The 24,762-nt window shown below is 40.2% G+C and carries 20 protein-coding genes and 1 pseudogene; 14 read left to right on the forward strand and 7 right to left on the reverse strand.

From position 1 onward, the window contains the following. Positions 1-172: 172 nt before the first annotated feature. The 4 genes from ACKTT2_RS35315 to ACKTT2_RS35330 all read left to right on the forward strand — a co-directional run bounded on the left by ACKTT2_RS35315 (position 173) and on the right by ACKTT2_RS35330 (position 2,583). A complete protein-coding gene (locus ACKTT2_RS35315) occupies positions 173-1,252 on the forward strand; it encodes a hypothetical protein (RefSeq protein ID WP_407895595.1) in 1,080 nt (359 codons plus the stop codon). 190 nt (positions 1,253-1,442) lie between these two features. Next, the gene (locus ACKTT2_RS35320; RefSeq protein ID WP_407895597.1) at positions 1,443-2,102 is read left to right on the forward strand and encodes an acetoacetate decarboxylase family protein; all 660 of its coding nucleotides are present in this window, start codon (positions 1,443-1,445) and stop codon (positions 2,100-2,102) included. Positions 2,103-2,237: 135 nt separating this feature from the next. Then, on the forward strand, positions 2,238-2,465 hold the full coding sequence (locus ACKTT2_RS35325; protein WP_407895599.1) for a type II toxin-antitoxin system HicB family antitoxin: 228 nt from the start codon (positions 2,238-2,240) through the stop codon (positions 2,463-2,465). Beyond that, the gene (locus tag ACKTT2_RS35330; RefSeq protein WP_407895601.1) at positions 2,458-2,583 is read left to right on the forward strand and encodes a type II toxin-antitoxin system HicA family toxin; all 126 of its coding nucleotides are present in this window, start codon (positions 2,458-2,460) and stop codon (positions 2,581-2,583) included. The genes ACKTT2_RS35325 and ACKTT2_RS35330 overlap by 8 nt, the downstream gene beginning before the upstream one ends. A gap of 185 nt (positions 2,584-2,768) precedes the next feature. Here ACKTT2_RS35330 and ACKTT2_RS35335 read toward each other — a convergent pair whose 3' ends face one another. Further along, positions 2,769-4,361: a helix-turn-helix domain-containing protein gene (locus ACKTT2_RS35335; protein WP_407895603.1), complete on the reverse strand. Its 1,593-nt coding sequence runs from the start codon at positions 4,359-4,361 to the stop codon at positions 2,769-2,771. 975 nt (positions 4,362-5,336) lie between these two features. On the opposite strand from ACKTT2_RS35335, the gene fdxB reads away from it, so the two are divergent. The 7 genes from fdxB to ACKTT2_RS35370 all read left to right on the forward strand — a co-directional run bounded on the left by fdxB (position 5,337) and on the right by ACKTT2_RS35370 (position 11,532). Beyond that, entirely contained in the window at positions 5,337-5,630 is a 294-nt protein-coding gene (gene fdxB / locus ACKTT2_RS35340; RefSeq protein WP_407895707.1) for a ferredoxin III, nif-specific, read from the forward strand. Positions 5,631-6,024: 394 nt separating this feature from the next. After that, positions 6,025-7,020: a cytochrome c oxidase subunit II gene (locus ACKTT2_RS35345; RefSeq protein WP_407895605.1), complete on the forward strand. Its 996-nt coding sequence runs from the start codon at positions 6,025-6,027 to the stop codon at positions 7,018-7,020. A gap of 143 nt (positions 7,021-7,163) precedes the next feature. Then, a complete protein-coding gene (gene ctaD, locus ACKTT2_RS35350) occupies positions 7,164-8,867 on the forward strand; it encodes a cytochrome c oxidase subunit I (protein WP_407895607.1) in 1,704 nt (567 codons plus the stop codon). An 82-nt stretch (positions 8,868-8,949) separates the two neighbouring features. Then, on the forward strand, positions 8,950-9,567 hold the full coding sequence (locus tag ACKTT2_RS35355) for a cytochrome c oxidase subunit 3 (protein ID WP_407895609.1): 618 nt from the start codon (positions 8,950-8,952) through the stop codon (positions 9,565-9,567). A gap of 196 nt (positions 9,568-9,763) precedes the next feature. After that, positions 9,764-10,243 carry a hypothetical protein gene (locus tag ACKTT2_RS35360; protein WP_407895611.1) on the forward strand — a complete coding sequence of 160 codons (480 nt, stop codon included), beginning with the start codon at positions 9,764-9,766 and terminating at the stop codon, positions 10,241-10,243. Between the two features lie 84 nt (positions 10,244-10,327). Continuing rightward, positions 10,328-10,939, forward strand: coding sequence for a cysteine dioxygenase family protein (locus tag ACKTT2_RS35365; RefSeq protein WP_407895613.1), 612 nt, complete (start codon positions 10,328-10,330; stop codon positions 10,937-10,939). A 116-nt stretch (positions 10,940-11,055) separates the two neighbouring features. Then, positions 11,056-11,532: an ArsC/Spx/MgsR family protein gene (locus tag ACKTT2_RS35370; RefSeq protein WP_407895615.1), complete on the forward strand. Its 477-nt coding sequence runs from the start codon at positions 11,056-11,058 to the stop codon at positions 11,530-11,532. A 203-nt stretch (positions 11,533-11,735) separates the two neighbouring features. Here ACKTT2_RS35370 and ACKTT2_RS35375 read toward each other — a convergent pair. Together ACKTT2_RS35375 and ACKTT2_RS35380 are read right to left on the reverse strand one after the other, a co-directional pair. Next, a pseudogene (locus tag ACKTT2_RS35375) lies at positions 11,736-12,177 on the reverse strand (Rpn family recombination-promoting nuclease/putative transposase); the annotation flags it as partial. A gap of 499 nt (positions 12,178-12,676) precedes the next feature. After that, entirely contained in the window at positions 12,677-13,366 is a 690-nt protein-coding gene (locus ACKTT2_RS35380) for an Alr2735 family protein (protein ID WP_407895617.1), read from the reverse strand. A 522-nt stretch (positions 13,367-13,888) separates the two neighbouring features. Between ACKTT2_RS35380 and ACKTT2_RS35385 the strand changes: the two genes are divergently transcribed. Together ACKTT2_RS35385 and ACKTT2_RS35390 are read left to right on the forward strand one after the other, a co-directional pair. Further along, positions 13,889-15,271: a sulfatase gene (locus ACKTT2_RS35385; RefSeq protein WP_407895619.1), complete on the forward strand. Its 1,383-nt coding sequence runs from the start codon at positions 13,889-13,891 to the stop codon at positions 15,269-15,271. Between the two features lie 6 nt (positions 15,272-15,277). Then, a complete protein-coding gene (locus ACKTT2_RS35390) occupies positions 15,278-16,276 on the forward strand; it encodes a formylglycine-generating enzyme family protein (RefSeq protein WP_407895621.1) in 999 nt (332 codons plus the stop codon). Positions 16,277-16,514: 238 nt separating this feature from the next. Here ACKTT2_RS35390 and ACKTT2_RS35395 read toward each other — a convergent pair whose 3' ends face one another. The 3 genes from ACKTT2_RS35395 to ACKTT2_RS35405 all read right to left on the reverse strand — a co-directional run bounded on the left by ACKTT2_RS35395 (position 16,515) and on the right by ACKTT2_RS35405 (position 20,386). Continuing rightward, positions 16,515-16,748: a DUF3134 domain-containing protein gene (locus ACKTT2_RS35395; protein ID WP_407895623.1), complete on the reverse strand. Its 234-nt coding sequence runs from the start codon at positions 16,746-16,748 to the stop codon at positions 16,515-16,517. A 236-nt stretch (positions 16,749-16,984) separates the two neighbouring features. Beyond that, positions 16,985-17,455 carry a chemotaxis protein CheW gene (locus tag ACKTT2_RS35400; protein WP_407895625.1) on the reverse strand — a complete coding sequence of 157 codons (471 nt, stop codon included), beginning with the start codon at positions 17,453-17,455 and terminating at the stop codon, positions 16,985-16,987. Positions 17,456-17,467: 12 nt separating this feature from the next. Continuing rightward, positions 17,468-20,386 (reverse strand): hybrid sensor histidine kinase/response regulator, encoded by a 2,919-nt coding sequence (locus ACKTT2_RS35405; RefSeq protein ID WP_407895628.1) that lies wholly within the window; start codon positions 20,384-20,386, stop codon positions 17,468-17,470. Between ACKTT2_RS35405 and ACKTT2_RS35410 the strand changes: the two genes are divergently transcribed. After that, the gene (locus tag ACKTT2_RS35410) at positions 20,380-20,598 is read left to right on the forward strand and encodes a hypothetical protein (protein WP_407895630.1); all 219 of its coding nucleotides are present in this window, start codon (positions 20,380-20,382) and stop codon (positions 20,596-20,598) included. The genes ACKTT2_RS35405 and ACKTT2_RS35410 overlap by 7 nt on opposite strands. Positions 20,599-20,614: 16 nt before the next feature. On the opposite strand, the gene ACKTT2_RS35415 is transcribed toward ACKTT2_RS35410, so the two are convergent. Continuing rightward, positions 20,615-24,757, reverse strand: a complete 4,143-nt coding sequence (locus ACKTT2_RS35415) for a GAF domain-containing protein (RefSeq protein WP_407895632.1) — start codon at positions 24,755-24,757, stop codon at positions 20,615-20,617. Between the last annotated feature and the right edge of the window lie 5 nt (positions 24,758-24,762).

Genomic DNA, 24,762 nt, shown 5'->3' on the forward strand with positions numbered 1-24,762 from the left:
TTCAGGATACTCTTGAATGGGTATTTTTTTTACAGTTTTTAATATTGGAATTTTGTAAAAATTATATGCATCTACTATTTCAAAAATTGATATGACTTTATACGGTTTTCATAGCAAAATCTATTAAAAAATGGGAACACTGAATGTTAACAGCTAAGAGGTTATGCTCTGGATGAACAGACAAATGAATATACAGCAGTGGTTTCCAGTTATCAAATGGTGGATTGGGATTGCTATAACATTATCATTTCCAGTTGGAGTAGGCGGATGGGGTCTCGCTCAACTCTTTCAGTTGCCAGAACTCCCGAATTGTTTATCAGAATTAAGTCAGACTTCTGCTGCTACAGTTTTCTATTGTGGCAAAGCGATCGCAGACGAACAAGATGTAGATAAATTGTCTCAAGCCATAGAATTAGTGAGTAGCTTACCTGCATCACATCCTCAGTATGAAATTGCTAGACAGGTGAAGGACCAGTGGTCTCAGGCAATATTGCGATTGGGTGAAAATGCCTTTCAACAGGGAGATATAGATAGAGCAATTGATATTCTTAAAAAAATTCCGGACAATGTTCCTACTTATAAATTAGTAGATAACAGAGTTAAACAATGGAGAAATATCTGGTCAAAAGCTTCCGTTATTTATGAAAATGCTGTAGCAACACTAGGAAAAGATGACCGAGAAAATGCGTACATAGCATTAACTGAAGCGAGAAAACTTCTGAAAATAGGAAATGATTATTGGGAGACAACCAAATATCAAGAATTAGTGGCTCAAATTCAAGATGTTAGAGAAGAACAAGAAGAACGAGCCGCAGAAGAAGAAAAATATCGTCAAGCAATAGCCAAGCAAAAACCGGAAAAAATAGAAACTTGGGAACAAGAGCAAGAAGCTCAAGATGTTGCTTATTTAACAAAAGCTCGTAACTTAGCTAAGTCTCAAAAAGTTGAAGAGATGATAGATGGTATTAGTGAGGCTAGTATGGTGAGTTATGGTCGTTACTATAATGAAGCACAAAAACTGATTGCTGATATCAGACAAAATATAGAAATTGTTGACGATCGCTCCTCATTAGAACAAGCTAAAAAACTCGCAAGTCGCGATGATTTGCTCTCTCTACAAATGGCAATTAATGAAGCTAGTCTAATTACAGAAGGGCGTCCTCTATATAAAGAAGCAAACGAGCATATCGCTAAGTGGAATGCAAAAGTGTTGAAACTGCAAAACAGTGAAACAGTAACCAGTCATCAGTGACCAGTGACCAGTGACCAATGATATTAATTAACAAATTTACCATCAGAGTAGGGTGGGCAATGCCCACCATAAATTAACAAATTTATACCTAGAGTAAGGTGTTTCATCATAAGTCAGCTTCTATATTGTACCTGGTACTGCTTAAAGACTTATTCAGCAGCACCAAAAAATTATTTACATCTGACTAACAATGACATACCCACAAGCACCTTGGATACTGAATGGCTACGCTTTCCTAACCGGACATTTGATAAATATTGAACGAGTGCGTCACTCGATCCCTAAAGAGTTAGAAATTATTGCCGTCTTACCTGGTAAAACTCTTGGTGGGATCTATATATCCTATTACGGGAAAGGATCTGAATTGGAGTATAGCGAATTAATTGTAGTTCCCGCATTAGTAGGCTATCAAGGAAAAGTTGGTGGATGGGTTTCTCATATATATGTGGACAATCCAGAATCAGTCGCAGGTGGTCGAGAAATTTGGGTATTACCCAAAGAAATGGCAGAGTTTAATTGGGAAAAAGGCGAACGAATTACAGTGCGTCAGGGAAACCGAACATTATGTACTCTAAACTATAAAAAGCCACTCTTTACATGGAAACAGTGGTTTGGAGCTTCTAGTTTTAGTGCTAAAAATACAAATTTACTCTGCTTTTCAGCTGAAATGGAAGCGCGATTGGGACTGATTGGTTCCAAGTTAGAAATTCCGACGGAAAGCCCTTTTGCGGAGATAGATTTGGGTCAACCTTTTTTAACTATTCGCGCTGAAGAAATGAGCTTGAGAGTTCGTGCGCCTGAAGCGATCGCAGAAAGGGAAATCGAGTATACTTATTCTGAAGTTGGTTGATGCTGTTGTAGAGTGCGATCGCTTCTTACAGCCATTTGGGCAAATCATGCTAGTCTATGCTCTAATAAACTTATGTTTTTCAAACAGCAGCTATAATCATTTTGTTAGTAGCACTTAAAGGACATAAGCAGTGATATGAGGCAAACACATCAACTGACTGCAATTATTGAGCGTGAAGGAGATGATTATGTAGCACTTTGCCCAGAATTCGATATTACTAGCCAAGGTCATACGATTGAGGAAGCACGAAATAATTTGGTTGAAGCATTAGAACTCTTCTTTGAAGTTGCAGACCCATCTGAAATTCAGCAACGCTTGCACGCTGAAGTCTTTATTACACGTTTAGAGGTGAGTATTGGATAAGTTGCGAGTTCTTTCTGGTCGGGAAGTTTGCAAAATTTTAGAACAATATGGTTTTGTGCAGGTACGCCAACGTGGTAGCCATATTATGATGCAGCGTACAATCCCCGTCAGTTTGTGAAGGTGTGAATCCTTCGGGGTAGGAGGAGTTGACCGCTATTTCTCCGGGTATGTCCAGATTTGTTCGCTTGTGGGTAAGTTTGGGTAGACATTTACGAGCGGTGACTGAATAATTCGTAATTCGTAATTCGTAATTTCTCGTTCCCAGTCTCTGACTGGGAACGAGGTGGGGAGTCCGACGCATCATTACGCAATACCCAAGACTTTCCGCAGCACAGCTTGGTCTTCTAGCTTGGCTTTCAGACGACCATTTTCCAAATCACGAATCCAGCTTTGGCTTTTACCAGCTAATTTTGCCAATTCTCTTTGAGAAAGATTCAAATTTTGTCTTGCTTGCAGAATTTGTTCGCCAAGCAAGTATCCTACCGTGCTTTTTGACTTTTTTTTGTTCTTCGTGGCACTTCGTTGCTTTTTGTCCGGATCGATAGTGTGATGTTCCCACTCTTGAGGTAACTCAAAAGATAATATCCGAGCATTCATGAGCATATTCCACTTACCACGAGGACTTGCATCGGTTAAACGGGTATTACCACCTGCATCATTAATCCAAAACTCTATAGCATCATCTGGATCTTCGGGTATATCTACTAACTTTGCCCATAAAGGCTGAATTTCTGGTGGATAGGTCACGGGATCGAATGTCGGTTTCATGCCATAATAGTTGAGGACTTCCAAATCATTTTCAAAAGTCCTTAGCAGCCGCTTGCGTTCTTCCCTCTGTCTGCAAGCAACAGAGATTTTCTCTTCGCCGTAAGCTACGCGCAGTAAGGTAGGAACTGTGATGCGTTGTTCTTTCCCCATTTTGGTTTTAAACAACAGCCATAACATTAGTCGCGCTGTACCTTCATGTTGCTGCCAAATACTCATGACTGTGGTTAACAAAGATTTGGGCAAGCTGCCATATTGATAAAATGCAGTTCTTTCCTTACAACCTTGTTTATTTAGGAAATATTGAGACCAGATACCTGCTCTTACTTTAAAAGTTAACCCAGTTAAATATTTACACCCAATATTATCATCTTGAAAGTGATGTTGAATGTCTATCAAATGCCACAATCGGCTGTCTTCTACAGAAAACCCCTTAATATAACCTTGTTGAGGCCAATTAATGGAAACAATCAGCGAACAAGCCTGTTGTACCAAATTTTTCATCAGTGCTAGCTTAGCGGCTTTACTCAAGTCTTTGCGCTTCTCCATCCCCAAATATTTCTCAATTTGGCGCTCATCAATGGTAAATTCTTGTTCCCAAGGCTTATCTAAAGCCGTTATGTGAGCGGCAAAAATCAAGTTAATACAAGCTGCTCTAATATCAAAATTCTCTATTGCCTCTAACTCAGTCAATAGTTCACCCTTGTTACGCGGTTCAGAAATATGAAAAGAGATTTCTCCCTTTCCTTGGTTAACTTGTCGGGAGTGACACACTTTTTGAAATTCATCAATGCTCCAAGGTAGTGAAGTTCTTTGAGAGAGAACATTACAAGCTTCCCATATGACAAGTGATGATGCAAATGGATTGGTCTTACCGTTAGCAAATAAATCGGGGCTAGTGACTTCTCTCACGTCAATTTTGCATCGCCCTCTTTTTGCCTGTAAGGGAATTGGCGATTGTGTTGGACAAACAATTGCACATTGAGGTTCTGCATAATAACCTTTGCAATTGTTACAAAGGCTAGGATCGATCCAGTATTCATCGTTCTCTAGTTTGATAGCACCAGTAGGACATTGGGGACGGCAATTGTCACATCCAACGCAACTGTTGTTAGGAATTGTATAAGGCATATGGCTTCTTCCCACTCTAATCGTTGAGATGTTTGGCTCAAGTCTCCCCTAGATGTGTCTTTTCCCTGCTCCACTCTTCACCACATTATTTAAATGGATTTTTATTGTACTCATTACTCACATCTCGATCGGGACAATACATCCAATTGGAAGCTATTTAAGGTTTTTAACCAGAGCCTGTTTTTTGAGTTTCCTACTTTATAACATTTCATAAATTTTTATAAAAATGTGTTCTTAATGAGCTAAACAAGTTTTTACTGACTATATTAAGAAGTCATTGAGTAACACTTCTGAGGATTTTTACAGTAATTTTGATTAGTGTTAATCTCGAACAATAGAGACAATTTAAATCTCTCATTTTATTCAATTATTAATAATATTAATATTTTGCTACTCTCATTTATATGTTATAGGCATAACATTTTGATTACTCCCTTCGGTGCCAGAAGATTACCTATAGGCGTAGGGTGGGCACTGCCCACCACAAAGGCTTTTGGTCGAGGCAAACGCATTACTCCCTTCCCGCGCTTATGATTATCTAAACAGGTAGGGTGGGCAGTGCCCACCAAAGCGCGAACGGTGGGCACTGCCCACCCTACTAAGATCGGTAATTTTAGAGCCCAAAGGGAGTAAAAAATCAGATAGGACTGATATAGTTTTACAACAACAAAAAGAATGGATAGTTTTGTATGATTCAATACTCTTTATTCTTGTCTAGAGTCTAAAAAAGAATTTATTGCTAATAAATTTCATTATGTTTAAGGTTGGTGCAAGCACTACTACTAGTTTGTAGTTTGCTTATTTAGCTTTGTAGTTTTAAAAAAATTGCATTTAAATCAAAAAAATAAAATTTTGTAAGTCAGAAAACTTTAATGAAATTCGATATTGTTGAAAGAAGTTAAGAATGCAAAATAACCCTATGTTAGGATGAACGAAAGAGTAACATTTGTAGATATACTGACAAAAGGCAAAATCATGGCAACAGTAACGGGATTAACATTTGGTGGTAAAACTTGGACACCTAAATTTGTTGAAGCAATCGACCAAGACAAATGCATTGGTTGCGGTAGATGTTTTAAAATTTGCGGACACAATGTACTGCTTTTAAAAGCAATGAATGAAGAAGGAGAATTTGTAGAAGATGAAGACGATGATGAAATTGAAAAGAAGGTTATGACGATCGCTAACAGAGACAATTGTATTGGTTGTGAAGCGTGTGCCAAAATTTGCTCCAAAAATTGCTACACTCATACTGCTTTAAATAACTAAATATAAAGGATAAAGTATAAAAATGATATTTGTATTTTTAACTTCAATTTCATACTTTATACTTTATCCTTTATTTTTAACACGGACTTATAAAAAAGTTCGGAGTAAACAAAAATATAGATTGCGAGATGTATATTATGAACATCTTAAACCTTGCTACCAATAGCCTAATCAATTGTTAAGAATAAAGCAATTTTGTCTACTAATGGTTAATCTTAAATAAGAAGACTTTATCGCTGTAAAATCCAGAGATAGTCTCAATGATAGTAGTTAGTAGGTGTCTAACTTAACAACTAACCAATAATGATGACAGGCGAGACGCCTATCCTACACACCTAACAACTAACTACTAACCCCCAACCCTTAACCCGTTCTTTGTAAAGAGCAGGCATTTATGCAACAAATTCCTGTTTCACTATTAACCCTAGTTGCTGGAATGGTCGTCACTCTTTTCAGCATTTGGGTTGGACAAAACCACACTTTATTACCAGTACAAGCATCACAGCAAGCGCCTCTGGTAGATGGTTTTTTTAATATTATGGTCTCCATTGCTACTGCTTTGTTTATTCTAGTAGAAGGTACCATTTTACTTTTCCTAGTTAAATTTCGTCACCGTCCCGGAGACAATACAGATGGCGTACATGTAGAAGGAAACCTTCCCTTAGAAGTTTTTTGGACCGCAATTCCATCGATTGTCGTTATTTGTCTGGGAATCTACAGTGTTGATATTTATCAACAGATGGGAGGGTTTTCAGCAGGACATCATTCTCCATCTCATGTAGCTCAAGTGTCAGGAAGTGCGATCGCTGCTACCTTAGATGATGCGTTATTAAGTCCATCAGAAACGTCAACAACTTCCTCTGTAGAGCCAAAATATGGCTTTGGAGCAACTCCACAAAAACAAAATAACCTAGCTGACTTGGTTGTTAACGTTACAGGTATGCAATTTGCTTGGGTATTTAACTACCCTGAAAGTGGCGTAAGTGCAGGAGAATTACACGTTCCTGTTGGTACAGATGTACGACTCAACATCTCTGCAACTGATGTGATTCACTCTTTTTGGGTTCCACAATTTCGTTTAAAGCAAGATGCAATTCCCGGTATCCCTACCGAGTTAAGATTTGTAGCTACCAAACCAGGTACATATCCTATAGTTTGTACTGAATTGTGCGGTGGCTACCACGGTTCAATGCGATCTTCTGTTGTTGTTCACAACTCCAAAGAAGAGTTTGACAGCTGGTTGGAAGAAAACCTCGTTGCTCAAAAGCAACAATTGCAAGAAGCTGTTGCAGTTAAACCTGCAGATTTATCAACATCCGAGTTTCTCGCGCCTTATATTCGCGACATGGGAATTCAAGGCGCAACTCTCAAGTCATTGGTTGGTAGTTAGTAGGGGCGCGGCGGCCTTGCGCCCGTATAGTAGTTGGTCGTTAGTAGTTGGTAGAAAATTCAACTAACCACTAACTAATAATGATGACAGGCGAGACGCCTATCCCACACAACTAACAACTAACCATTAACAGAGGAAAAAACATGACCCAAGTAGGACTTCCACGCAACACTCCACCAGAAAAGAATCAAGGTGAAATTCAAGTAGCCGCACATCAAACCCACTCCTCGCATCCTCCAGCCTGGAAATGGTATGACTACTTCACCTTTAATACCGATCACAAGGTGATTGGTATCCAATATCTGGTAACAGCATTTTTGTTTTACCTTGTTGGTGGACTGATGGCTGTTGCTATGCGTGCTGAATTGGCAACCCCAGATTCAGATTTGCTTGACCCTAACTTGTATAACGCTTTCATGACTAATCACGGGACGATCATGATTTTCTTATGGATCGTACCTAGTGCTATTGGTGGATTTGGGAACTATTTAGTGCCATTGATGATTGGTGCTAGAGATATGGCTTTCCCAAAACTGAATGCGATCGCCTTTTGGTTAAACCCACCTGCAGGATTGTTAATACTTGCTAGTTTCTTGTTTGGTGGTTCGCAATCTGGTTGGACAGCTTACCCTCCTTTAAGCTTGGTTACTGCCAACGCCGCTCAAACCCTGTGGATACTTGCCATCGTTTTGGTTGGAACTTCCTCAATTTTGGGATCGCTAAACTTTGTCATCACCATTTGGAAGATGAAAATTCCTAGCATGAAATGGGATCAACTCCCTCTATTCTGCTGGGCGATTATGGCAACCTCAGTCTTGGCGCTTGTTTCTACTCCAGTCTTAGCCGCAGGTTTAATACTGCTGTTGTTCGATCTTAACTTTGGCACATCCTTCTTTAAACCAGATGCAGGTGGTAACGTCGTTATTTACCAGCACTTGTTTTGGTTCTACTCCCACCCGGCAGTTTATTTGATGATTCTGCCTATCTTCGGCATTATGTCCGAAGTCATCCCGGTTCATGCTCGCAAGCACATTTTTGGATATAAAGCGATCGCTTATTCAAGTTTGGCAATTTGCGTTGTCGGTTTGGTCGTCTGGGTACACCATATGTTCACCAGTGGTACACCCGGTTGGATGCGGATGTTCTTCACAATCTCCACCCTAATCGTTGCCGTTCCTACTGGCGTCAAGATTTTTGGCTGGGTTGCTACCCTTTGGGGAGGCAAAATTCGCTTCACATCAGCCATGCTTTTCGCCCTTGGCTTGCTATCCATGTTTGTTATGGGTGGATTGAGTGGTGTGACCATGGGAACTGCTCCCTTTGACACTCACGTTCACGATACGTACTACGTCGTAGCGCACTTCCACTACGTCTTATTTGGTGGTTCTGTATTTGGTATTTATGCTGGCATCTATCATTGGTTCCCCAAAATGACGGGACGGATGCTAAACGAACCTTTAGGTCGCATTCACTTTATCCTCACCTTTATTGGCACTAACTTGACCTTCCTACCCATGCATGAATTGGGTTTGCAAGGAATGCCTCGAAGAGTTGCGATGTACGACCCGCAATTTATCTCGCTTAACCAGATTTGTACTTACGGTTCATACATCCTAGCGCTATCGGTAATTCCATTCACCCTCAATATCATTTGGAGTTGGATTGCTGGAAGAAAGGCTAATGATAATCCTTGGAATGCATTGACCTTAGAATGGACAACCAGTTCGCCACCCCTAGTTGAAAATTGGGAAGTTCTGCCCGTTCTCACACACGGTCCCTACGATTACGGCTTGGATAGCCACAATGCTGCTCCATCCACTAATGAAAAGGTTGTTCCAGCACAGTAGTTTCTTGTTATCTCGTTCCCAGGCTCAGCCTGGGAACGCCTACCTTGAGGCTCCGCCTCCAATATTGAACTAGAGATTTATTATGGAAGCAGCAAAACATATCAATAACCCTATTGCTCTAGAAACAACAAACGTACATCATCACGAAGAACACCCAGATTTACGTGTATTAGGGCTATCAGCATTCCTAGTTTCCGAATCTTTGATGTTTGGTGGTTTTTTCGCCACTTATCTCTTCTTTCGAGGTAGTGCTGATGTTTGGCCTCCACAGGGAACAGAAGTAGAGCTATTGTTACCTGCAATTAATACCATTATTCTGGTATCAAGTAGCTTTGTCATTCACTTAGGTGATGTTGCCATCAAGAAAAACGATGTCCAAGGAATGCAAAAGTGGTACAAAATCACTGCACTCATGGGCGCAATTTTCTTACTCGGTCAAATCGTTGAGTATTTAACTCTGGGATATGGTCTAACAACCAATATCTTTTCTAACTGTTTTTACTTAATGACTGGATTCCACGGGTTACACGTTTTTGTAGGACTGTTACTCATTTTAGGCGTGTTATGGCGCTCCCGGCGTCCCGGTCACTATTCTGCCACCAAACACATTGGTATTGAAATGGCAGAAATTTACTGGCACTTTGTGGACATTATTTGGATTATTCTTTTCACCCTACTGTACATTCTGACACAGTTTTAAATAGGGCATTGGGCATTGGTTCGCCAGTTGCCTGGGCGTGGGAAACCCACGCCCAGGCGACTGGCGAACCCGTTCGCGAAGCGTCTCCGTAAGGAGTTAGGGCGAACCCGAAGGGGGCATTGTGAATTGTAAATAATTTATTTCCTCTTCCCTATGCGCTATGCCCTATTCCCGATTTCCTATTCCCATAAATTTTATGCCAACTGAAGCAGACAAATTTTCTTGGTTTCAAATTCCAGAAGACATCAAAAAGTTATTGATACTTGCAGCAGAAAACTGGGAAAATACTTTGGAATCTGAGAAATATATGAATCAAGCCTTAGCCAAAACTGGAGAAAATACAGATGTTTTAGTAGCCGCTTATAGATATTTTTTTTACAAAAATAATTACACAATGGCACTGCAAACAGCAACCAAAGTTATAGATAGAATTAGAGAAGTAGAATGTTTTCCTCTTGAATGGGAACAACTTAAACCAATATTAGCTAGTCGGAAAGATGATTTTAGAATCAGATTATACCTCAATGCATATACTGCTTCTGGTTTAGTTTTAGCCAAGATAGGAGAAATAGAGAAAGCTAAAGAAATTAGTGCTAGAGTAAAAGAAATAGATGGTAAGAATGAGTTTGGAGCTAGTATTTTGTATGATATTTTGACACGTCCTGAAGAAGACTAATTAATTTTAAATTTTGAATTTTAGATTTTATATTATTAATCTAAAATTCAAAATCAAAAGTAACTCAATTTATTCTTAAAAATTATGAAAGGTAGGGATTGGTTTGTCACTGATGATGGACAGTATCAAGCCTGTCAATCTGTTAGATCGTGGGATTTATTAAGAGAGAATTATCGTCTACATCGGTTTCTAACTGAAGTAGAAGATGTTCTTAATAGTGTTGAAGATGAAACTAGCCAAATTCCAGAAATTCGTATGTTGGTTAGGCGCTTAATAGTGAACTCTTACTGGGTACAAAGTCGATATTTAGAACCTTGTACCAAAACAGGAACCTCTGTTTTACTACTGTATGATGAATTAGGTTTTCCCTTTACCGTGCAAACTGTGACATTCGCACCGGGAACTGTGTCAACCATTCATAATCATGGAACTTGGGGCGTAGTTGCGGTATTAAAAGGAGAAGAGAGAAATACTTTTTGGCAACGCATCTCCCACCCAGAACACAAAGACAAAATTGACAGAACTGGAGAACTGACTCTCTTTCCAGGAGATATTATTAGCTTTACTCCTGATGCTATTCACAGTGTAGAAGCAGTTGGTGATAAACCAACTGTAACTTTTAATATTTACGGGGAAACTCGTATGCAAGAAAGATTTGAGTACGATCCAGCCAACTTCACTGCTAAAAATTTTTAACTCAATTGGTTATTTGTTAGTTGTTAATCGTTAGTTGTTAGTTGTTATTTATGACCACTAACTACTATCTACTAACCACTAACTACTAACCACTAACCACTAACGGAGATAACTTTATGGCAAGAATCATTTTTTATGAAAAACCGGGCTGTAGAGGTAGTGTTAAGCAAAAAACTCTACTCACTGCTGCAGGTCATCAAGTTGTAGCTTACAATCTCTTAAGTGAACCTTGGACGTCTGAACGTTTGCGCTCATTTTTTGGCGATCGCCCCGTATCTGAATGGTTTAATCGTACTGCTCCACGGGTACAATCTGGTGAAGTCGTTCCTGATAAGCTAGATGCTGACAGCGCTTTGCTATTGATGCTGAAAGACCCCATACTCATTCGTCGTCCTTTGATTGAAGTCGGCGATCGTCGTGAGGTCGGTTTTGATGTGGAACTGCTTGATGCATGGATTGGCTTAAAACCTGTAGATGAGTCTCTTAAAGAAGTGAGTGAAACTCTGATGCAACAAGACTTGCAAAATTGTGCTCATGGTCACGGACATGGACATGGCGAGCACAAACACGAACACGGTTCTTGCAAGCATTAGTGGTATAGATCTCTAGTTAGATCCCCGACTTTCCGAAAAGTCGGGGATCTAGCAGTCTATTAAAATCGGTGTGGAGCGCTAGTTTTCCAAAGCATTCATTTCTCAACTCTGTTGTGAGGCTCGCCGCACAGCTTCTATATTAACATTAAGTTGTTGAGCAATCTGTTCTACGCTCATCCCCATGTTTAGTAATAGAGGTACAGTAGCTGCATTAAGTTGATACCTAGTGGCTGCTGATTAGGAGCGCCCAACTCCAGAACGATAAATTCTCTGCACTTGGTCGCTGTTGAGAAACATTCTATGAGTTTTTTTATCACTTGGTTCCAAAGAGCGTGATGGAAAAATGACTACACAGTACCAGTCATCATACTGGGACTGATTCCGGTTCAAATACATCATTGATTCGGTGAAGAAGCGATGGTAAAGAGCTTCGTCTTTTTGAAATTGAACTTCCGCAAAAAAGATAATTCTGGATGTTGCACCTTCTGGAGGTAAAAAGACTCCATCAATGCGAAAAGTAGTTTCTTTTACTTCAACCGACTCAAATCGAGAATTTTGCGCCTGCTCTGGATGGTAATCAACAAGTTCAAAGAGTAGCCAAGGAAAGCGCTTAAAAATTTGGTAGTAAATGGAATCACGTTTCACTAAAATATCCTTAAGGTGCTCGTTATATGCTATTTACACGCTCTTGCAACTGACACTCTACAGGATTTTGGTAGTCTTGTCAAAATAATAACAAGTAATATCTTTACCTACTAGTGCGGATGACCCTCCGCATCTTTGTTATTTTGTAGATTTTCAAATTAAAATACCCCTTAGATATTATCTAAGGGGAGGTTAACATAAGTGTTTAGAAATAGAAAGTTAGTTATAGAGTGGCGTTCTGAGTAACGCTACTATTAACTGTAATTTAAAAAAATGAAGAAGTTGTGGAGATTTAGAAATTTCAAAAATATCTAACCGAGAGGCTCAGCTTTATTTGTTGTTTGAACCAATGCAATCCGAAAATCATAAATTTTTCAAATAATTAAAAATTTTCTCCACAACTTCTTCATTATTCCGTGTCTATCACCAAGTATAGAGTTCTTCTTAACAAGGATTGTATTTACAGATAGGGGTGCGGGTAAACTCTCCGCACCTTTCTCTAGGTTTCACTCATTTTAATTTCTCGATTATCTACAAGGGCTAACCGTCCTTCTTTGTATGCCGATCGCATGGCTATAGCTTCAGCTACAATATGCTGGGCGCTTAATCCTTCTTCATCCATCATTTTTTGTAAAGTAGTTCCCGTCCGTTCGTCTGGTTCGTGAATTGGTGGAATTTGGCAATACCTCCTCCCATCAGTTGTTCGCCGCCAAATACTCGGTTTTTCAGGTTTCGGTCTTCTAGGAGTGCGTTGTTCTTTAATTAGAGAACGAACAGCCTCTTGTGTGATTGCTGTTAAGTCCAGAAGCTTGTCTATAACAGGCTGGTACTTCTTGCTGTTTTCCGCTAGCTGATAAACAGTTCTTGGCTCTATATGTGCTAACTCACGAGGCAAAAATTTCCCAAATGCAGCAGCTATCTTAAGATATCTTTTTTCCTCGCCTTTCCAGTCTTTATCGAGAAGTAATTTTTTATACTCTTTTACAGGAAGCTTCCGTTTTTGGTCGGCTAACCAAAAGGCATGATGTAAAATTGCCTTGGTCACTTCCGTCAGGGTTGGGAAAGAGTAATTTTCATGACCAATGCCATTAATAACGTTTTCTTCAAAATACTGTTGCTCAAACTCAGATGTTGTTCTAGATGGTTTGTCAACGCGGGTTGCGATCGCACTTTTTACTGGAGTCATCATATTATGGAATACTCTGGAAGGGAAAAATCAATGCTTATCAAGAAGGCAGAGGAAAGGAGACACCAAGCAGAAGGCAATCTGACTCCCGCCCTCTGCCTCCTGCTTTCTTCAATTCTTGTCTAATATGCTAATATGTGTTATACGGCTGAACATACAAGAAACTCCTACCCCAGTTAAGGGTGATAGCCGAACAAAAAGTCTTTCTAATAGAACAATTGTACTATTTAACTGAAAATATAAATCCCCGAAATTACTTATTTTTTGAATAAATTGGAGATAGGATTATACATTAACCAGAGCAGTATACCCTCGCTCTGCACTTTTGGTTGAGAAATACTTGCCTCAGATGCACACTGTATGCAATGATATCCTCATTTAAAAGTTAAATACTGTTAATTTATCCAGTTGCCGTACATTAAAAACGTGTGGCACTTATTATTGACTAGGTGTATCCTCCAAAGGATGCAGTTGGTCAATGAGGGAGCAATACCTCTCATTCAGTACTCCTCGTTCCCAATGAATATGCACAAAGATCAACCACAAGCAATTAGCAGACGCAAATTTTTAGGCACTACAATTGCCAGTACAGCCCTAACGATAGGAGCTTCGAGCCTTCTTTCTTCTGTTTCTGCTGTTTCTACCAAACAAAGGCGTCCAAATATAGTGTTTATTTTAACGGATGATTTAGGCTGGGGCGATCTTAGCATTTACGGACAGACCAATTATCAAACACCAAATTTAGACCAATTAGCGAGGGAAGGTACAAGGTTTACTAATGCTTATGCAGCACAAACCGTTTGTACGCCAACACGGGTAGGATTCTTCACAGGTCGATATCCAGCCCGATTGCCAGTTGGTCTTCAAGAACCTTTGGCTGGGGGAGAAACGGTTGGACTACCTCCAGAAGATCCAACAATCGCTTCCCTCTTAAGGGCGAATGGTTATGAGACAGCATTAGTAGGTAAGTGGCATACTGGTTTTCTACCCAATTATGGTCCTTTAAAAAGTGGCTTCGATGAGTTCTTTGGCAACTATAGTGGAGCCATCGACTACTTCACTCATAAAACTGGCAGTGGAGATCTTGATTTTTATGAAGGTGAAGAACTTGTAGATCGATCGGGCTATACGACAGATTTATATACAGAGCGTGCTGTTAACTTTATTAAAAGATCTCGTACTCGTCCGTTTTATCTCAGCCTTCATTACACAGCACCACACTGGCCTTGGGAAGGACCGGAAGATGAAGAATTAAGTAGAAATTTTTACAATTCTAATAACTTCAGTGTAGGAGGAGCGCCGGAAATTTACGCGGCAATGATGAAAAGCCTTGATAATGGAATTGGCAAAGTCTTAACAGCTTTAGAAGAGTCTGGACAAGCTGACAATACAATAGTTATTTTCGTTAGTGATAATGGAGGAGAACAGTACTCTAATTTTGGTCGCTTTCAAGGCAAGAAAGGTAGCTTGTATGAAGGTGGTTTGCGAGTTCCTGCCATCATTCGCTGGCCTGGAGTTATCCCATCTAATCGAGTAAGTACTCAAGTGACTATCACCATGGATTTGACTGCAACGATTTTGGCAGCAACCGACACCGAACCCGATCCAAACTATCCTCTTGATGGGCGCAATTTGCTACCTGTTATTTTAGGTAAAAAAGCTGTCGATCCGCGATCGCTATACTGGCGCTACAAAGCTAATCGCCCTGGTTCTTCGGAACCACTTCAAGCAGCAGTCCGCAGTGGAGATTGGAAGTACTTGAAACAAGGAGAACAGGAATATCTTTTTAACCTTGCCACTGATGAAGGCGAACAAACAGACCTCAAAAATGATTACCCTCAAGTCTTAGAACAACTTCGTAATAAATTCCAAGCGTGGAATGCACAAGTATTGCCTTATCCGGCTTAAAGAGTCATGCAAGAAAGATTATGCCAAGAGAATTCAAGTCGTAAATCTGGCAAACAAATAACTCCCAAACCTCTTCATAAACCACGCGATCGCGATATGGTTTGGATACCGGGCGGGACTTTTATGATGGGGTCAGATAACCACTATCCAGAAGAAAGCCCAGCCCATCTTGTTCGTGTGAGTGGTTTCTGGATGGATCGCTATGCACTCACCAATAAACAGTTCCAACGTTTTGTTAAAGCAACTGGTTATGTGACTGTTGCCGAACGTCAACCAAAGCCACAAGATTACCCAGGCGCTATACCAGAACTACTTGTAGCAGGCTCAGCTGTATTTCAGCAGCTAAAACAACCAGTCAATTTACAAAATTGTAACTGGTGGGTTTATGTACCTGGTGCTAACTGGAGACATCCAACAGGGTCGGGTAGTTCTATTAAAGGTAAAGACAACTATCCCGTAGTGCATATTGCCTATGAAGATGCTGAGGCTTATGCAACTTGGGCTGGTAAATCACTTCCAACTGAGGCAGAGTGGGAATTTGCGGCTCGTAGTGGATTAGATAACACTGTTTATGCGTGGGGCAATGAATTTTCTCCCAAAGGCAAGAGGATGGCAAATACTTGGGAAGGAGAGTTCCCTTGGCAAAACCTAAAACCAAATCCTCCTGGAGCAGAACCAGTTGGTTGTTACTCTCCCAATGGCTATGGTTTATATGATATGGTAGGCAACGTTTGGGAATGGACAACTGATTGGTATCAAGACCACCATCCAGAAAACAAAACAAAACCCTGCTGTATTCCCACAAACCCTAGAGGTGCAGCTAAAGAAGAGAGTTACGAGCCTACTGTATCGCAAGCTCAAATACCCAGAAAAGTCCTTAAAGGAGGTTCCTTTCTTTGTGCGCCCAACTACTGCCAGCGTTATCGACCAGCAGCACGGCATCCAGAAACAGTAGATACCTCAACTTGTCATATTGGATTTCGTTGTATAGTACGCATAAGTTGATTGTAAACTTTCCATAAAATAAATTATCCCCGATTGTAGGGTGGGCATCCTCGCCTGACATCTCCGGAGTGTACGGGCGGGGACGCCCGTACCACAAGAGCATAGATACCACAAGAGCATAGAGTGGCTCTAGACCTTGAAAACTGCTGTAATCGCGGTATCTTATATTAATAGCGGGCTTTTCAACCCCCACTACAAGAAATTTTGGGATATTTGTTGATTTGGAAGTCTTACAGTACTAATCTTCTAAATCGATCGCAACTTCGTCATCTTCAGGATCGTAGGGAATATCATCAAGGTCTATTATCTCTGAAATTTCTTCTACTTCATTCAAATATTCAGATTCTTGAGGAGTGCGCTCTATAAGGCGACCACTCGACTTTAGCCATTCGAGAATCACAAACTCATTAGTTTTACGAATGACAGGAGCTCGCTTATTACGAGGTTCTTCACGTAAAGGGCTGTTAAGCATAAAAAACTCTCTTTGAATTGGGAAAAACTAAAAGGCAACAAAAGCTAGGGTATTTATTTGCTTGAGTTGCTCGTCTTCAACCTCGTTTAATAAAATACTTATATAAACTGACACAGAAGACCTCCAAAATCAGGGCTGTAGAGATTTAGATTCGGAGAGGCGTCTATCCGGTGTCAGTCACATGACCGAAAATATTTCTCAACCAATTGAGCGTAACACAGTTTACTGAGAAACAGTTAAAAATCAGTATTGGAAATTGTTATGGTAGCCTTCAAATTTAGTAGAAAAATAGTTTTTATCGTTTCTTGGTAAGATAAAACAGATACATGACTAACTATGTCAGGAGTTGTTTTGCTGTAGATGTCTGATTTTGGAAGCGGACGTATTGTTTCAGGTGGTAACTCGACTAGATCGGGTGGTTCATGAACCAATATCCCACATAATTCATCTTCTGAATCGCGTGTAATTACTAAAAAGGATTCGTCACCCGATAACTGAGGTAAGCCATCCAAATTTAACTGTTGGTGTAAATCCAAAATTCTAATCGTGCGCTCGCCCACTTGCACTAATCCCATTTTGGTCAGTCTTTTACTATTGAAAGACGAACAATTGATAACTTTTAGCACATCGTTAATAGATAGTGCTAAAAGATAATCTGCCACTTTTAAAACAATAAATTTTTCTATATTAATTTCGTTATTCATCATTCTTCCGTAACATTAATTTTTCTTTTCTAATACATCATTAACTGTTGTTAACAACATATGTTCTAGATAAGGTTTAGTAATATAAGCATTGGCTCCTAATTTAAAAGCAAGCATTCTATGTTTATCGCTACTTCGAGAAGTGAGCATAACAACTGGAATTTCAGATACAGTAGGGTCTTTTTGGCGATTTTTTAGAAACTCAAACCCATTCATTCGTGGCATTTCAATATCGCAAAAGACTAACTGGATATCTGAATGGTAACGAATTTGTTCAATGGCTTCATAACCATCTTTTGCTTGAACAACATGATAACCAGCTTTTTGTAAAGTTAATGCCAGAGTTTGGCGTACAGTGATAGAATCATCCACAAGCAAAATTGTTTTACAGGGTTTTTCCTCAAAGTTTGTTGCTTCTGCCAAAGCAGCACGAGCTTGGAACGGTAATTGTTGATGCTTCAAATTTGGAATGAGAGGTACTGAACTTACAAAGTTTGTAGCCCGATCGCGATTTTGTTGTTCGGATAAATGATTGATTAATGCAGTTCCATCTAGTACAAGCGTTAGGCGACCATCGGCTAGAATACTACCTCCATAAACATAAGAAGGTGGTGCGATCGCACTTCCTAAAGGACGAATTGCCAATTCAAAATCTCCAAAAAGTCGCTCGACTTCCAAACCTAAAAGTCGCTCTTGACAGCGAATAAGAATAATGGGCAGCATTGTCTCTGACTTTTCAACCAAAGAATGTTTTGAGCCAGAGATAGCAAATTGAGTTACTAATGAGGAATAATTCAAAGCTGTAGCGAGTTGATAAATAGGAATGAGAGTTTCCTTATCCCCTTTATGCCACCGAAGAACTTTACCACCATCCCAGCATCTAACTTGCTCGCGTTTAGGAATAATAATTTCCTCTATTGCATTAGCAAATAAAGCATAAATTTTTTCACCTGCTTGACACACTAATAATTTATCAATAGTCAAACTTAAAGGAATTTGAAGTCTAAACATTGTACCTCGATGCGGTTCTGAATAGACAGAAACTGTACCTTGAATTGCTCGTAAATGGGTGCGAACCACATCTAGACCCATACCCCTTCCAGAAAGATCGTTCACATTAGAAGCTGTAGAAAACCCAGGCTCAAATAACAAATCAATAAGTTGTTCGTGACTCAATTGAATAGCATATTGAGATGAAATTAATCGTTCTTCTATTGCTTTAATACGAATCTTTTCAAAATCCAAACCTTGTCCATCATCCTGAACTTCAACTATCAAATATCTACCTTGATGGTAAGCGCGAATTTCAATGGCACCTTTTTCAGGTTTACCCCATTTTTGACGGATAGAAGGACTTTCTATTCCATGGTCAAAAGCGTTGCGAACTAAGTGTAATAGAGGATCGTATAGCCGCTCAACAACCGCTTTATCAACTAGAGTCTCACTTCCTTGAAACTCTAATTCAATCTGTTTTTTATGTACTATTTCTAATTTTTGCAAAATTCGAGGAAATCGCTCAAAAAGATTTCCTAGAGGTAGCATTCGGGCTTCCATAAGAGAATCGCGAGTACCTGTCAGCAATCGACGCTGTTTCTCAAGGGACTCTTGAGACTGACGGGCAAACATTTCTACTGCTTCGGAAGCTTCTATCAATTGTACTGTGTCTTCTAGAAGCGATTGGGGATTGGCGATTGGGGATTGGCGATTGGGGATTGGCGATTGGGGATTGATTATTTGTTCTTCTACCTTGTCTCTCTTGTCCCCAGTTCCTAGTCCCCATTGCCCCTTATCCCCAGAGGGGGCCCCGAGTTCCCCAGTTTCCAATCCCCAGTTCCTAGTCCCTAGTCCCCATTGCCCCTTATCCCCAGAGGGGGCCCCGAGTTCCCCAGTTAACTCATTAAGTTGCTGTTGATGTTTTTCTAACCGAGAAAAAAGAACTCGAATCGCACTCCATAATTGTTCATTTTGTAAAAACTGACGATTTTGATTGGTGAGCATTTCTCCAATGAAATAATTAAGTTGTTCTAAATGCTCAACATTGACTCTGACAGTGCTAGAAAACGGAGGTGTTGAATGAGAAACTGGAGTCCCTTGTTCTGATGTTAAGAATGTTGGATCTGGGATATTGTATGAATTGAGGATTGTTTTTGTTACACGAGTCCGTGGCGTAGTAAGCTGTTGTAGAGCAAGCGTTGGTTCGCCACCTTGGGTGCGATCGCCATTGAGTACTGACGTTCTAGATTCTTGAAAATTAGCTAGAGCAATACGAGCAATGGTCACTGCTTGACTTGGATAGTTATTTAAAGCAGTCAGCACTGCCTTGGCAATCGCTTGAAATCCCGGTAAATTCAATGATTCACCCAAACCAAAGAAAACTTCAGCTTGAGTTTTTAACAGAGAAGAAATTTGTTCGGAGTTAGCGCTTGCTATAGCTGTAGCCAGTTCATCTAAACGTTGAGTAACACCTATTTCAAATATCGATTTTGTTAAATCAAAACCTAATTCTTCTGAGTTAGGAAGATCGGAATCTGGATTAAAAGAGTCTCCCATCTGTTCTTGCAATTGTGCAAAAATCTCAGCAATGCGATCGAGAATTTCAGCCTCATTAAACAAACTTCCCGTAAATTCAGCATTTAAGGAGAGATCAAGACATTCATAACTCTCAAAAAGTAAAGCTTCAACTTCTGGACTAATGACTAAATTAGGTTTACAGATGGCTCTAAAAATATCTTCTAACGAGTGAGCTATACTGGCGATCGCTTCTAAACTAATACTAGCTGCTGCACCTTTTAAGGTATGAGTCGCTCGCATCAAATTATAAACTTTGTTAATATTGTAGCTTTCTCGAAGACTAAGTAACTCTTGCTCTATTTCTTGCAGTAGTTCTTGAGCTTCTTGGAGAAAATATTGATAACTTTGCTGGTGAAATGTCATTGGCGATTGGCGATTGGGAATTGGGAATTGGGCATTGGGCATTGGGCATTGGCGGTGTAGGTTGGGTTGAGGAACGAAACCCAACACTCAAATATCTTGTCTTTGTTGGATTGCATTCAAATATCTTGTCTTTGTTGGATTGCATTCAAATATCTTGTTTTTGTTGGGTTTCACTTCGTTCAACCCAACCTACCATTATTTTTCTTTCCTGAGAGTGATAGAAAAAAGTTAATCAACTTTAAATTGGTCGGCACTTGTCTGAAGATTTTGTGCCATGGTGAGAAGTTCTTTAAAAGAGGTAGAAATCTCTATAGAATTCTCTTTGGTTGTATTAGCAATAGCAGCAACTTGTGTCATGGTTTGGGTGACTGATTCAAACTGTTGTGTTTGAATTTGTGTTGCTTGAGTAATACCTTCCACAAGTTGGCTAATTTGGTTTGTTGCTGTCACAATTGCATTGAGATTTTGGCGGGCTTCGTGAACTTGCATGGTTCCTGTAGCAACTTGCTGAATGGCGCGTTCCATTGCCATAGAAACTTCTGCCGTACCTTTTTGGATGTCTTCAACGAGTTGCTCAATCTCAGTTGCTGCGTCAGCAGATTGACGTGCTAAAGTTCGGACTTCATCGGCGACAACAGCAAAACCGCGTCCGTATTGCCCTGCTTTGGTGGCTTCAATGGCTGCATTTAAAGCCAGCAATTGGGTTTGAGTGGTAAAGTGACCGATCAAATTGACAACTTTAGAAACTTTTTGGGAAGCTTCTGAGAAGCGCTTGAGGCGTTTGCTAGTTTCTGCAACTGTTTCCCGAATGTCCAAAATTCCGTCTACAGTGCGGTTCATAGCTGCATCCCCTTGCTGCACAATTTGATTGGTTTGTTGAGCAGCTACTTCTACCTGTTGCGCGTTTGTGGCTACGGCTTTAGTGGAGTTTGCCATTGTCTGCATTTGCTCTAAAGCATTGTCCAGAGACTGAAATTGTTGCTGTGCTTGGTTGGCTAAACCAACGATAGAAGCAACGCTTGCTTGAGAGGTTTGAGCAACTTTTCTCGAAGATGTCTGCACCTGCATGATAATCTTTCGTAGACTCTGTAAGGTGTTGTTGTAAACATCAGCAATTGTACCGACTTCACCTTCTGTGACTGTTGCTCGAACGGTTAAATCTCCGCTTAGTGCTGGTTGGACTGCAGATAACAACTGAATCACTTCCTTCTGCAATTGTTCTTTTGCTGCTTTTTCTCTTGCGCCTGCTTCTGAAAGTTGCTGTGCTGAAGAACGTAGTTTTTCTAAGTAATCTGCTTGTTGTAAAGCAAGTCCGATTTGTACTCCTACTTGAGCTAACAAGTTAACGTCTATTTGTTCCCATTGGCGCGGTTCGTCATTCTGATAAGCTCCTAATAGTCCCCAAAGTCGATCGCCTTTAAAAATAGGAGCAATCATGTAAGCCTTTGTTCCCCATTGTTCCAGGAGTTGAACGTGGCATTCTTGATGCCCTACAGTATAAATGTCGTTGACACTGAAAGTTTCCTTACGGCGATAACGACCACCTTTGGTTTCTTGAAGATATGTATCTTCTGTCCGGGCTAGCTCAGTTCCAACAACTTTTGTCCAATCGCTATGCACGTCCTCAACGACAAATTCACCACCCCAGCCCGGATTAAAGCGGTAGATAGCGACTCTACTCGTCTTTAATTGTCTCCGCAATTCCTGAACAGCCATTTGCAAAAGGTTGTCTAGTGAGAAATTCTCTTGAATCAGAGCTAATCCAAGTCTATAAACGAGTTTGCTATAAGCACTTCCTTGTTCTACAGATTTGGCTAATCTTTGTGATTGTACTCGCAGTTCCTCAATATACTCCGCCTGTTGCAATACAATTCCTAGTTGTAAACCAATTTGCGTCAATATTTTGACTTCTATGTCTTCCCAGTGCCTAGGACCGCTGTGTTGGAAAGCTGAAAGTAATCCCCAAAGCTTTTGCCCTTGAAATATGGCAACAACTAAGCAAGATTTAATTCCGAAGTGCTCTAAGGCTTCAATATGGCAATCGGTTAGCCCACCATCGTAAACATTATCTACAATAAAGGGTTCATTGTTGCGGAACCTTCCGCCTTGATGTTCGTTTAAAAACTTGTCTTCCCAACCACTGCCTACTAATTTGGGCCATCCTCCAGATTCAGACTCAATAACGAAGTCACCAAAATAATCTGGACGAAATTTATAAATGGTAACCCGTTCTAGATTGAGAAGTTTGCGAACTTCTTGAGCTGTTGTCTTGAAAATCGTGTCTATATCTGATGACTGACGAATTTTATCAATGACTTTGGCAGCAGACCGTTCTATCTCTGCTGTTTTGGTTATCTGAGCAGACTGTTCTTTGATTTGTTTCAGGTATTCTGCTTGCTGTATGGCTATTCCTAGTTGATTGCTAATTTGGGTAAGCACTTTAACTTCTGATTCTTCCCATTGGCGGGGATTGGAGTTTTGGTAGGCTGCTAACAAACCCCAGAGTTTATTACCTTTGATGATTGGAGTAATAATATAAGCTCTAGCTTGATACTGTTGTTCTAAAACCTCAAGGTAACAAGGTGAAAATCCTTGCTGGTGAATATCGTTAACAACTCTAAAGTTTGCGGCTGTTGTAAATTGTCCTGCTTGGGTTTGTTGTAAATGGGTGTCTGTAACTTTAGGATTACCGCCTCCAAGGATTTTCGCACTGCACTCACTGACGTTTTCTCGCAGGAGTGGATTTTCTAACTGTTCTTGCAACATAGAAACCCAGCCACTTGTGACTGACTCAGCAACGAACTCTCCACTCCAATCTTCTTCAAAGCGGTAAATCACTACTCGTTCTGCTTTTAATAGAGTTCGGACTTCTTGAGTTGCCATTTTAAAAATGACATTGATGTCTAGGGGTTGGCGTATTCTCTCAATAACTCGCGTTAGCGATCGCTCTCTTTCTGCTACAATCTGCTCTGATTTTTGCTGGAGTTGAGCGGCTGATTCAGCTTGCTTGAGGATAGTACCAAGACGACTACTCGCGAGCGACAGGAGCGTGATTTCAGAATCTTGCCAGTGTCGGGGACTGGAGTTTTGAAAAACAGCCAGTAAACCCCAAAGTTGTTCGCCTTCAAAAATGGGAGCAATGATATAAGCTTTAGCCTGAAATTTTGCTAAAGTTTCTAGATAGCAATTAGAGAAACCTGATGTAGAGATGTCATCAACCCGCTTGACGCCTTTTCCTCTGACAAAACTTCCACCTTGTGTATCTTTGAGATAAGTATCGGTGGAACGGTTTGCTGGATTGCCTAATAACTTTACAGTACAGAGATCGGAATCTACTATATTCTCTGAGTGAAGAGTGCTATCATTTTCTTGTTCCTGCATCAAGGATACCCAGCCTGCACCAACCGATTCAGCAATAAATTCACCACTCCAATCGGAAGCAAACCGATAAACAGTCACTCTATCGGCTTTGAAAAACTGCCGTAGTAGTTGAGTTATATTACCAAGAGTTGTGCTGGCATCAGAAGACGGAGGGATTTTTTGCAGAATTTGAGCCAAAACTTTTTCCTGCTTGGCGTCTTCATTTCTCTGGGTTTGTAGCTCTACTGTTTGTAACTTCAGCTTCAGTTCAGCAACTATATGATGCAACAAGTTTAACTCTGCTTCTTTCCACATTCGAGCATGAGAACATTGCTGAACCACAAGCAATCCCCAAACTAGCCCTTCTATTACAATCGGTAGAATCAAACTAGTCTGAATTTGGAATTGTTTGAGAAGTTGGAGTTGGTAAGCACTCAAGGCGTTTTCATAAATATTTCTAACAACGATATCTGGCTGTTGTTGGCAACTTGCTCGATCTTCTACTCCAAAAGCGATCGCTGGTAAAGATTCCCCTAAAGTTGGTGTATAACCGGATGTCATTGATTCAGCTAATACCATACCGTAGTTGTTAGACTGAAAACGATAAATTAATGCACGATCGACTTGTAAGAGTTTGCGAATCTCAATCGCTGTAGTTCTTAATAACGTATCGACGCTTGTTGCTTGGTGCATCTGATTCAGAAGTTCCGACAACCTTTGTCGTTCGTGCTTGGAGTGTTGCTCTGTTGCGATCGCTAGATCGATATCAAAATGGGTTTGTAATTCCTGAACCCATTTTTCCAATTGCAGAATTTTGTCACGCGCTTCTGGTTTAATAGAATGTTCTTGCTGTAAATCTATCTTTATAGCAGTTACCAAATCCAAAGCTTTGTGTAAATCTAAATTTTCTTTTATCTGTTTTTTTTCTCCATCACCATTACTATAAATTGAAGCTTCTTCAAAAGAAGATTGCAAACTCAAACTTTGTTCGATTTGTTGAAAACGCTGCATGAAAA

This window comes from Scytonema hankhaensis NUACC26, assembly GCF_045865695.1.
In the GTDB taxonomy this organism is placed as follows: domain Bacteria; phylum Cyanobacteriota; class Cyanobacteriia; order Cyanobacteriales; family Nostocaceae; genus Scytonema.

What these genes read in the sequence shown, in the direction of transcription:
- fdxB (WP_407895707.1), top strand. Translation starts at nt 5,337, where the DNA reads ATGGCAACAGTAACGGGATTAACATTTGGTGGTAAAACTTGGACACCT.
- ACKTT2_RS35385 (WP_407895619.1), top strand. Translation starts at nt 13,889, where the DNA reads ATGCACAAAGATCAACCACAAGCAATTAGCAGACGCAAATTTTTAGGC.
- ACKTT2_RS35405 (WP_407895628.1), bottom strand. Translation starts at nt 20,386, where the DNA reads ATGACATTTCACCAGCAAAGTTATCAATATTTTCTCCAAGAAGCTCAA.
- ACKTT2_RS35355 (WP_407895609.1), top strand. Translation starts at nt 8,950, where the DNA reads ATGGAAGCAGCAAAACATATCAATAACCCTATTGCTCTAGAAACAACA.
- ACKTT2_RS35325 (WP_407895599.1), top strand. Translation starts at nt 2,238, where the DNA reads ATGAGGCAAACACATCAACTGACTGCAATTATTGAGCGTGAAGGAGAT.
- ACKTT2_RS35320 (WP_407895597.1), top strand. Translation starts at nt 1,443, where the DNA reads ATGACATACCCACAAGCACCTTGGATACTGAATGGCTACGCTTTCCTA.
- ACKTT2_RS35380 (WP_407895617.1), bottom strand. Translation starts at nt 13,366, where the DNA reads ATGATGACTCCAGTAAAAAGTGCGATCGCAACCCGCGTTGACAAACCA.
- ACKTT2_RS35395 (WP_407895623.1), bottom strand. Translation starts at nt 16,748, where the DNA reads ATGCTTAACAGCCCTTTACGTGAAGAACCTCGTAATAAGCGAGCTCCT.
- ACKTT2_RS35390 (WP_407895621.1), top strand. Translation starts at nt 15,278, where the DNA reads ATGCAAGAAAGATTATGCCAAGAGAATTCAAGTCGTAAATCTGGCAAA.
- ACKTT2_RS35360 (WP_407895611.1), top strand. Translation starts at nt 9,764, where the DNA reads ATGCCAACTGAAGCAGACAAATTTTCTTGGTTTCAAATTCCAGAAGAC.
- ctaD (WP_407895607.1), top strand. Translation starts at nt 7,164, where the DNA reads ATGACCCAAGTAGGACTTCCACGCAACACTCCACCAGAAAAGAATCAA.
- ACKTT2_RS35400 (WP_407895625.1), bottom strand. Translation starts at nt 17,455, where the DNA reads ATGATGAATAACGAAATTAATATAGAAAAATTTATTGTTTTAAAAGTG.
- ACKTT2_RS35345 (WP_407895605.1), top strand. Translation starts at nt 6,025, where the DNA reads ATGCAACAAATTCCTGTTTCACTATTAACCCTAGTTGCTGGAATGGTC.
- ACKTT2_RS35335 (WP_407895603.1), bottom strand. Translation starts at nt 4,361, where the DNA reads ATGCCTTATACAATTCCTAACAACAGTTGCGTTGGATGTGACAATTGC.
- ACKTT2_RS35365 (WP_407895613.1), top strand. Translation starts at nt 10,328, where the DNA reads ATGAAAGGTAGGGATTGGTTTGTCACTGATGATGGACAGTATCAAGCC.
- ACKTT2_RS35315 (WP_407895595.1), top strand. Translation starts at nt 173, where the DNA reads ATGAACAGACAAATGAATATACAGCAGTGGTTTCCAGTTATCAAATGG.
- ACKTT2_RS35410 (WP_407895630.1), top strand. Translation starts at nt 20,380, where the DNA reads ATGTCATTGGCGATTGGCGATTGGGAATTGGGAATTGGGCATTGGGCA.
- ACKTT2_RS35415 (WP_407895632.1), bottom strand. Translation starts at nt 24,757, where the DNA reads ATGCAGCGTTTTCAACAAATCGAACAAAGTTTGAGTTTGCAATCTTCT.
- ACKTT2_RS35370 (WP_407895615.1), top strand. Translation starts at nt 11,056, where the DNA reads ATGGCAAGAATCATTTTTTATGAAAAACCGGGCTGTAGAGGTAGTGTT.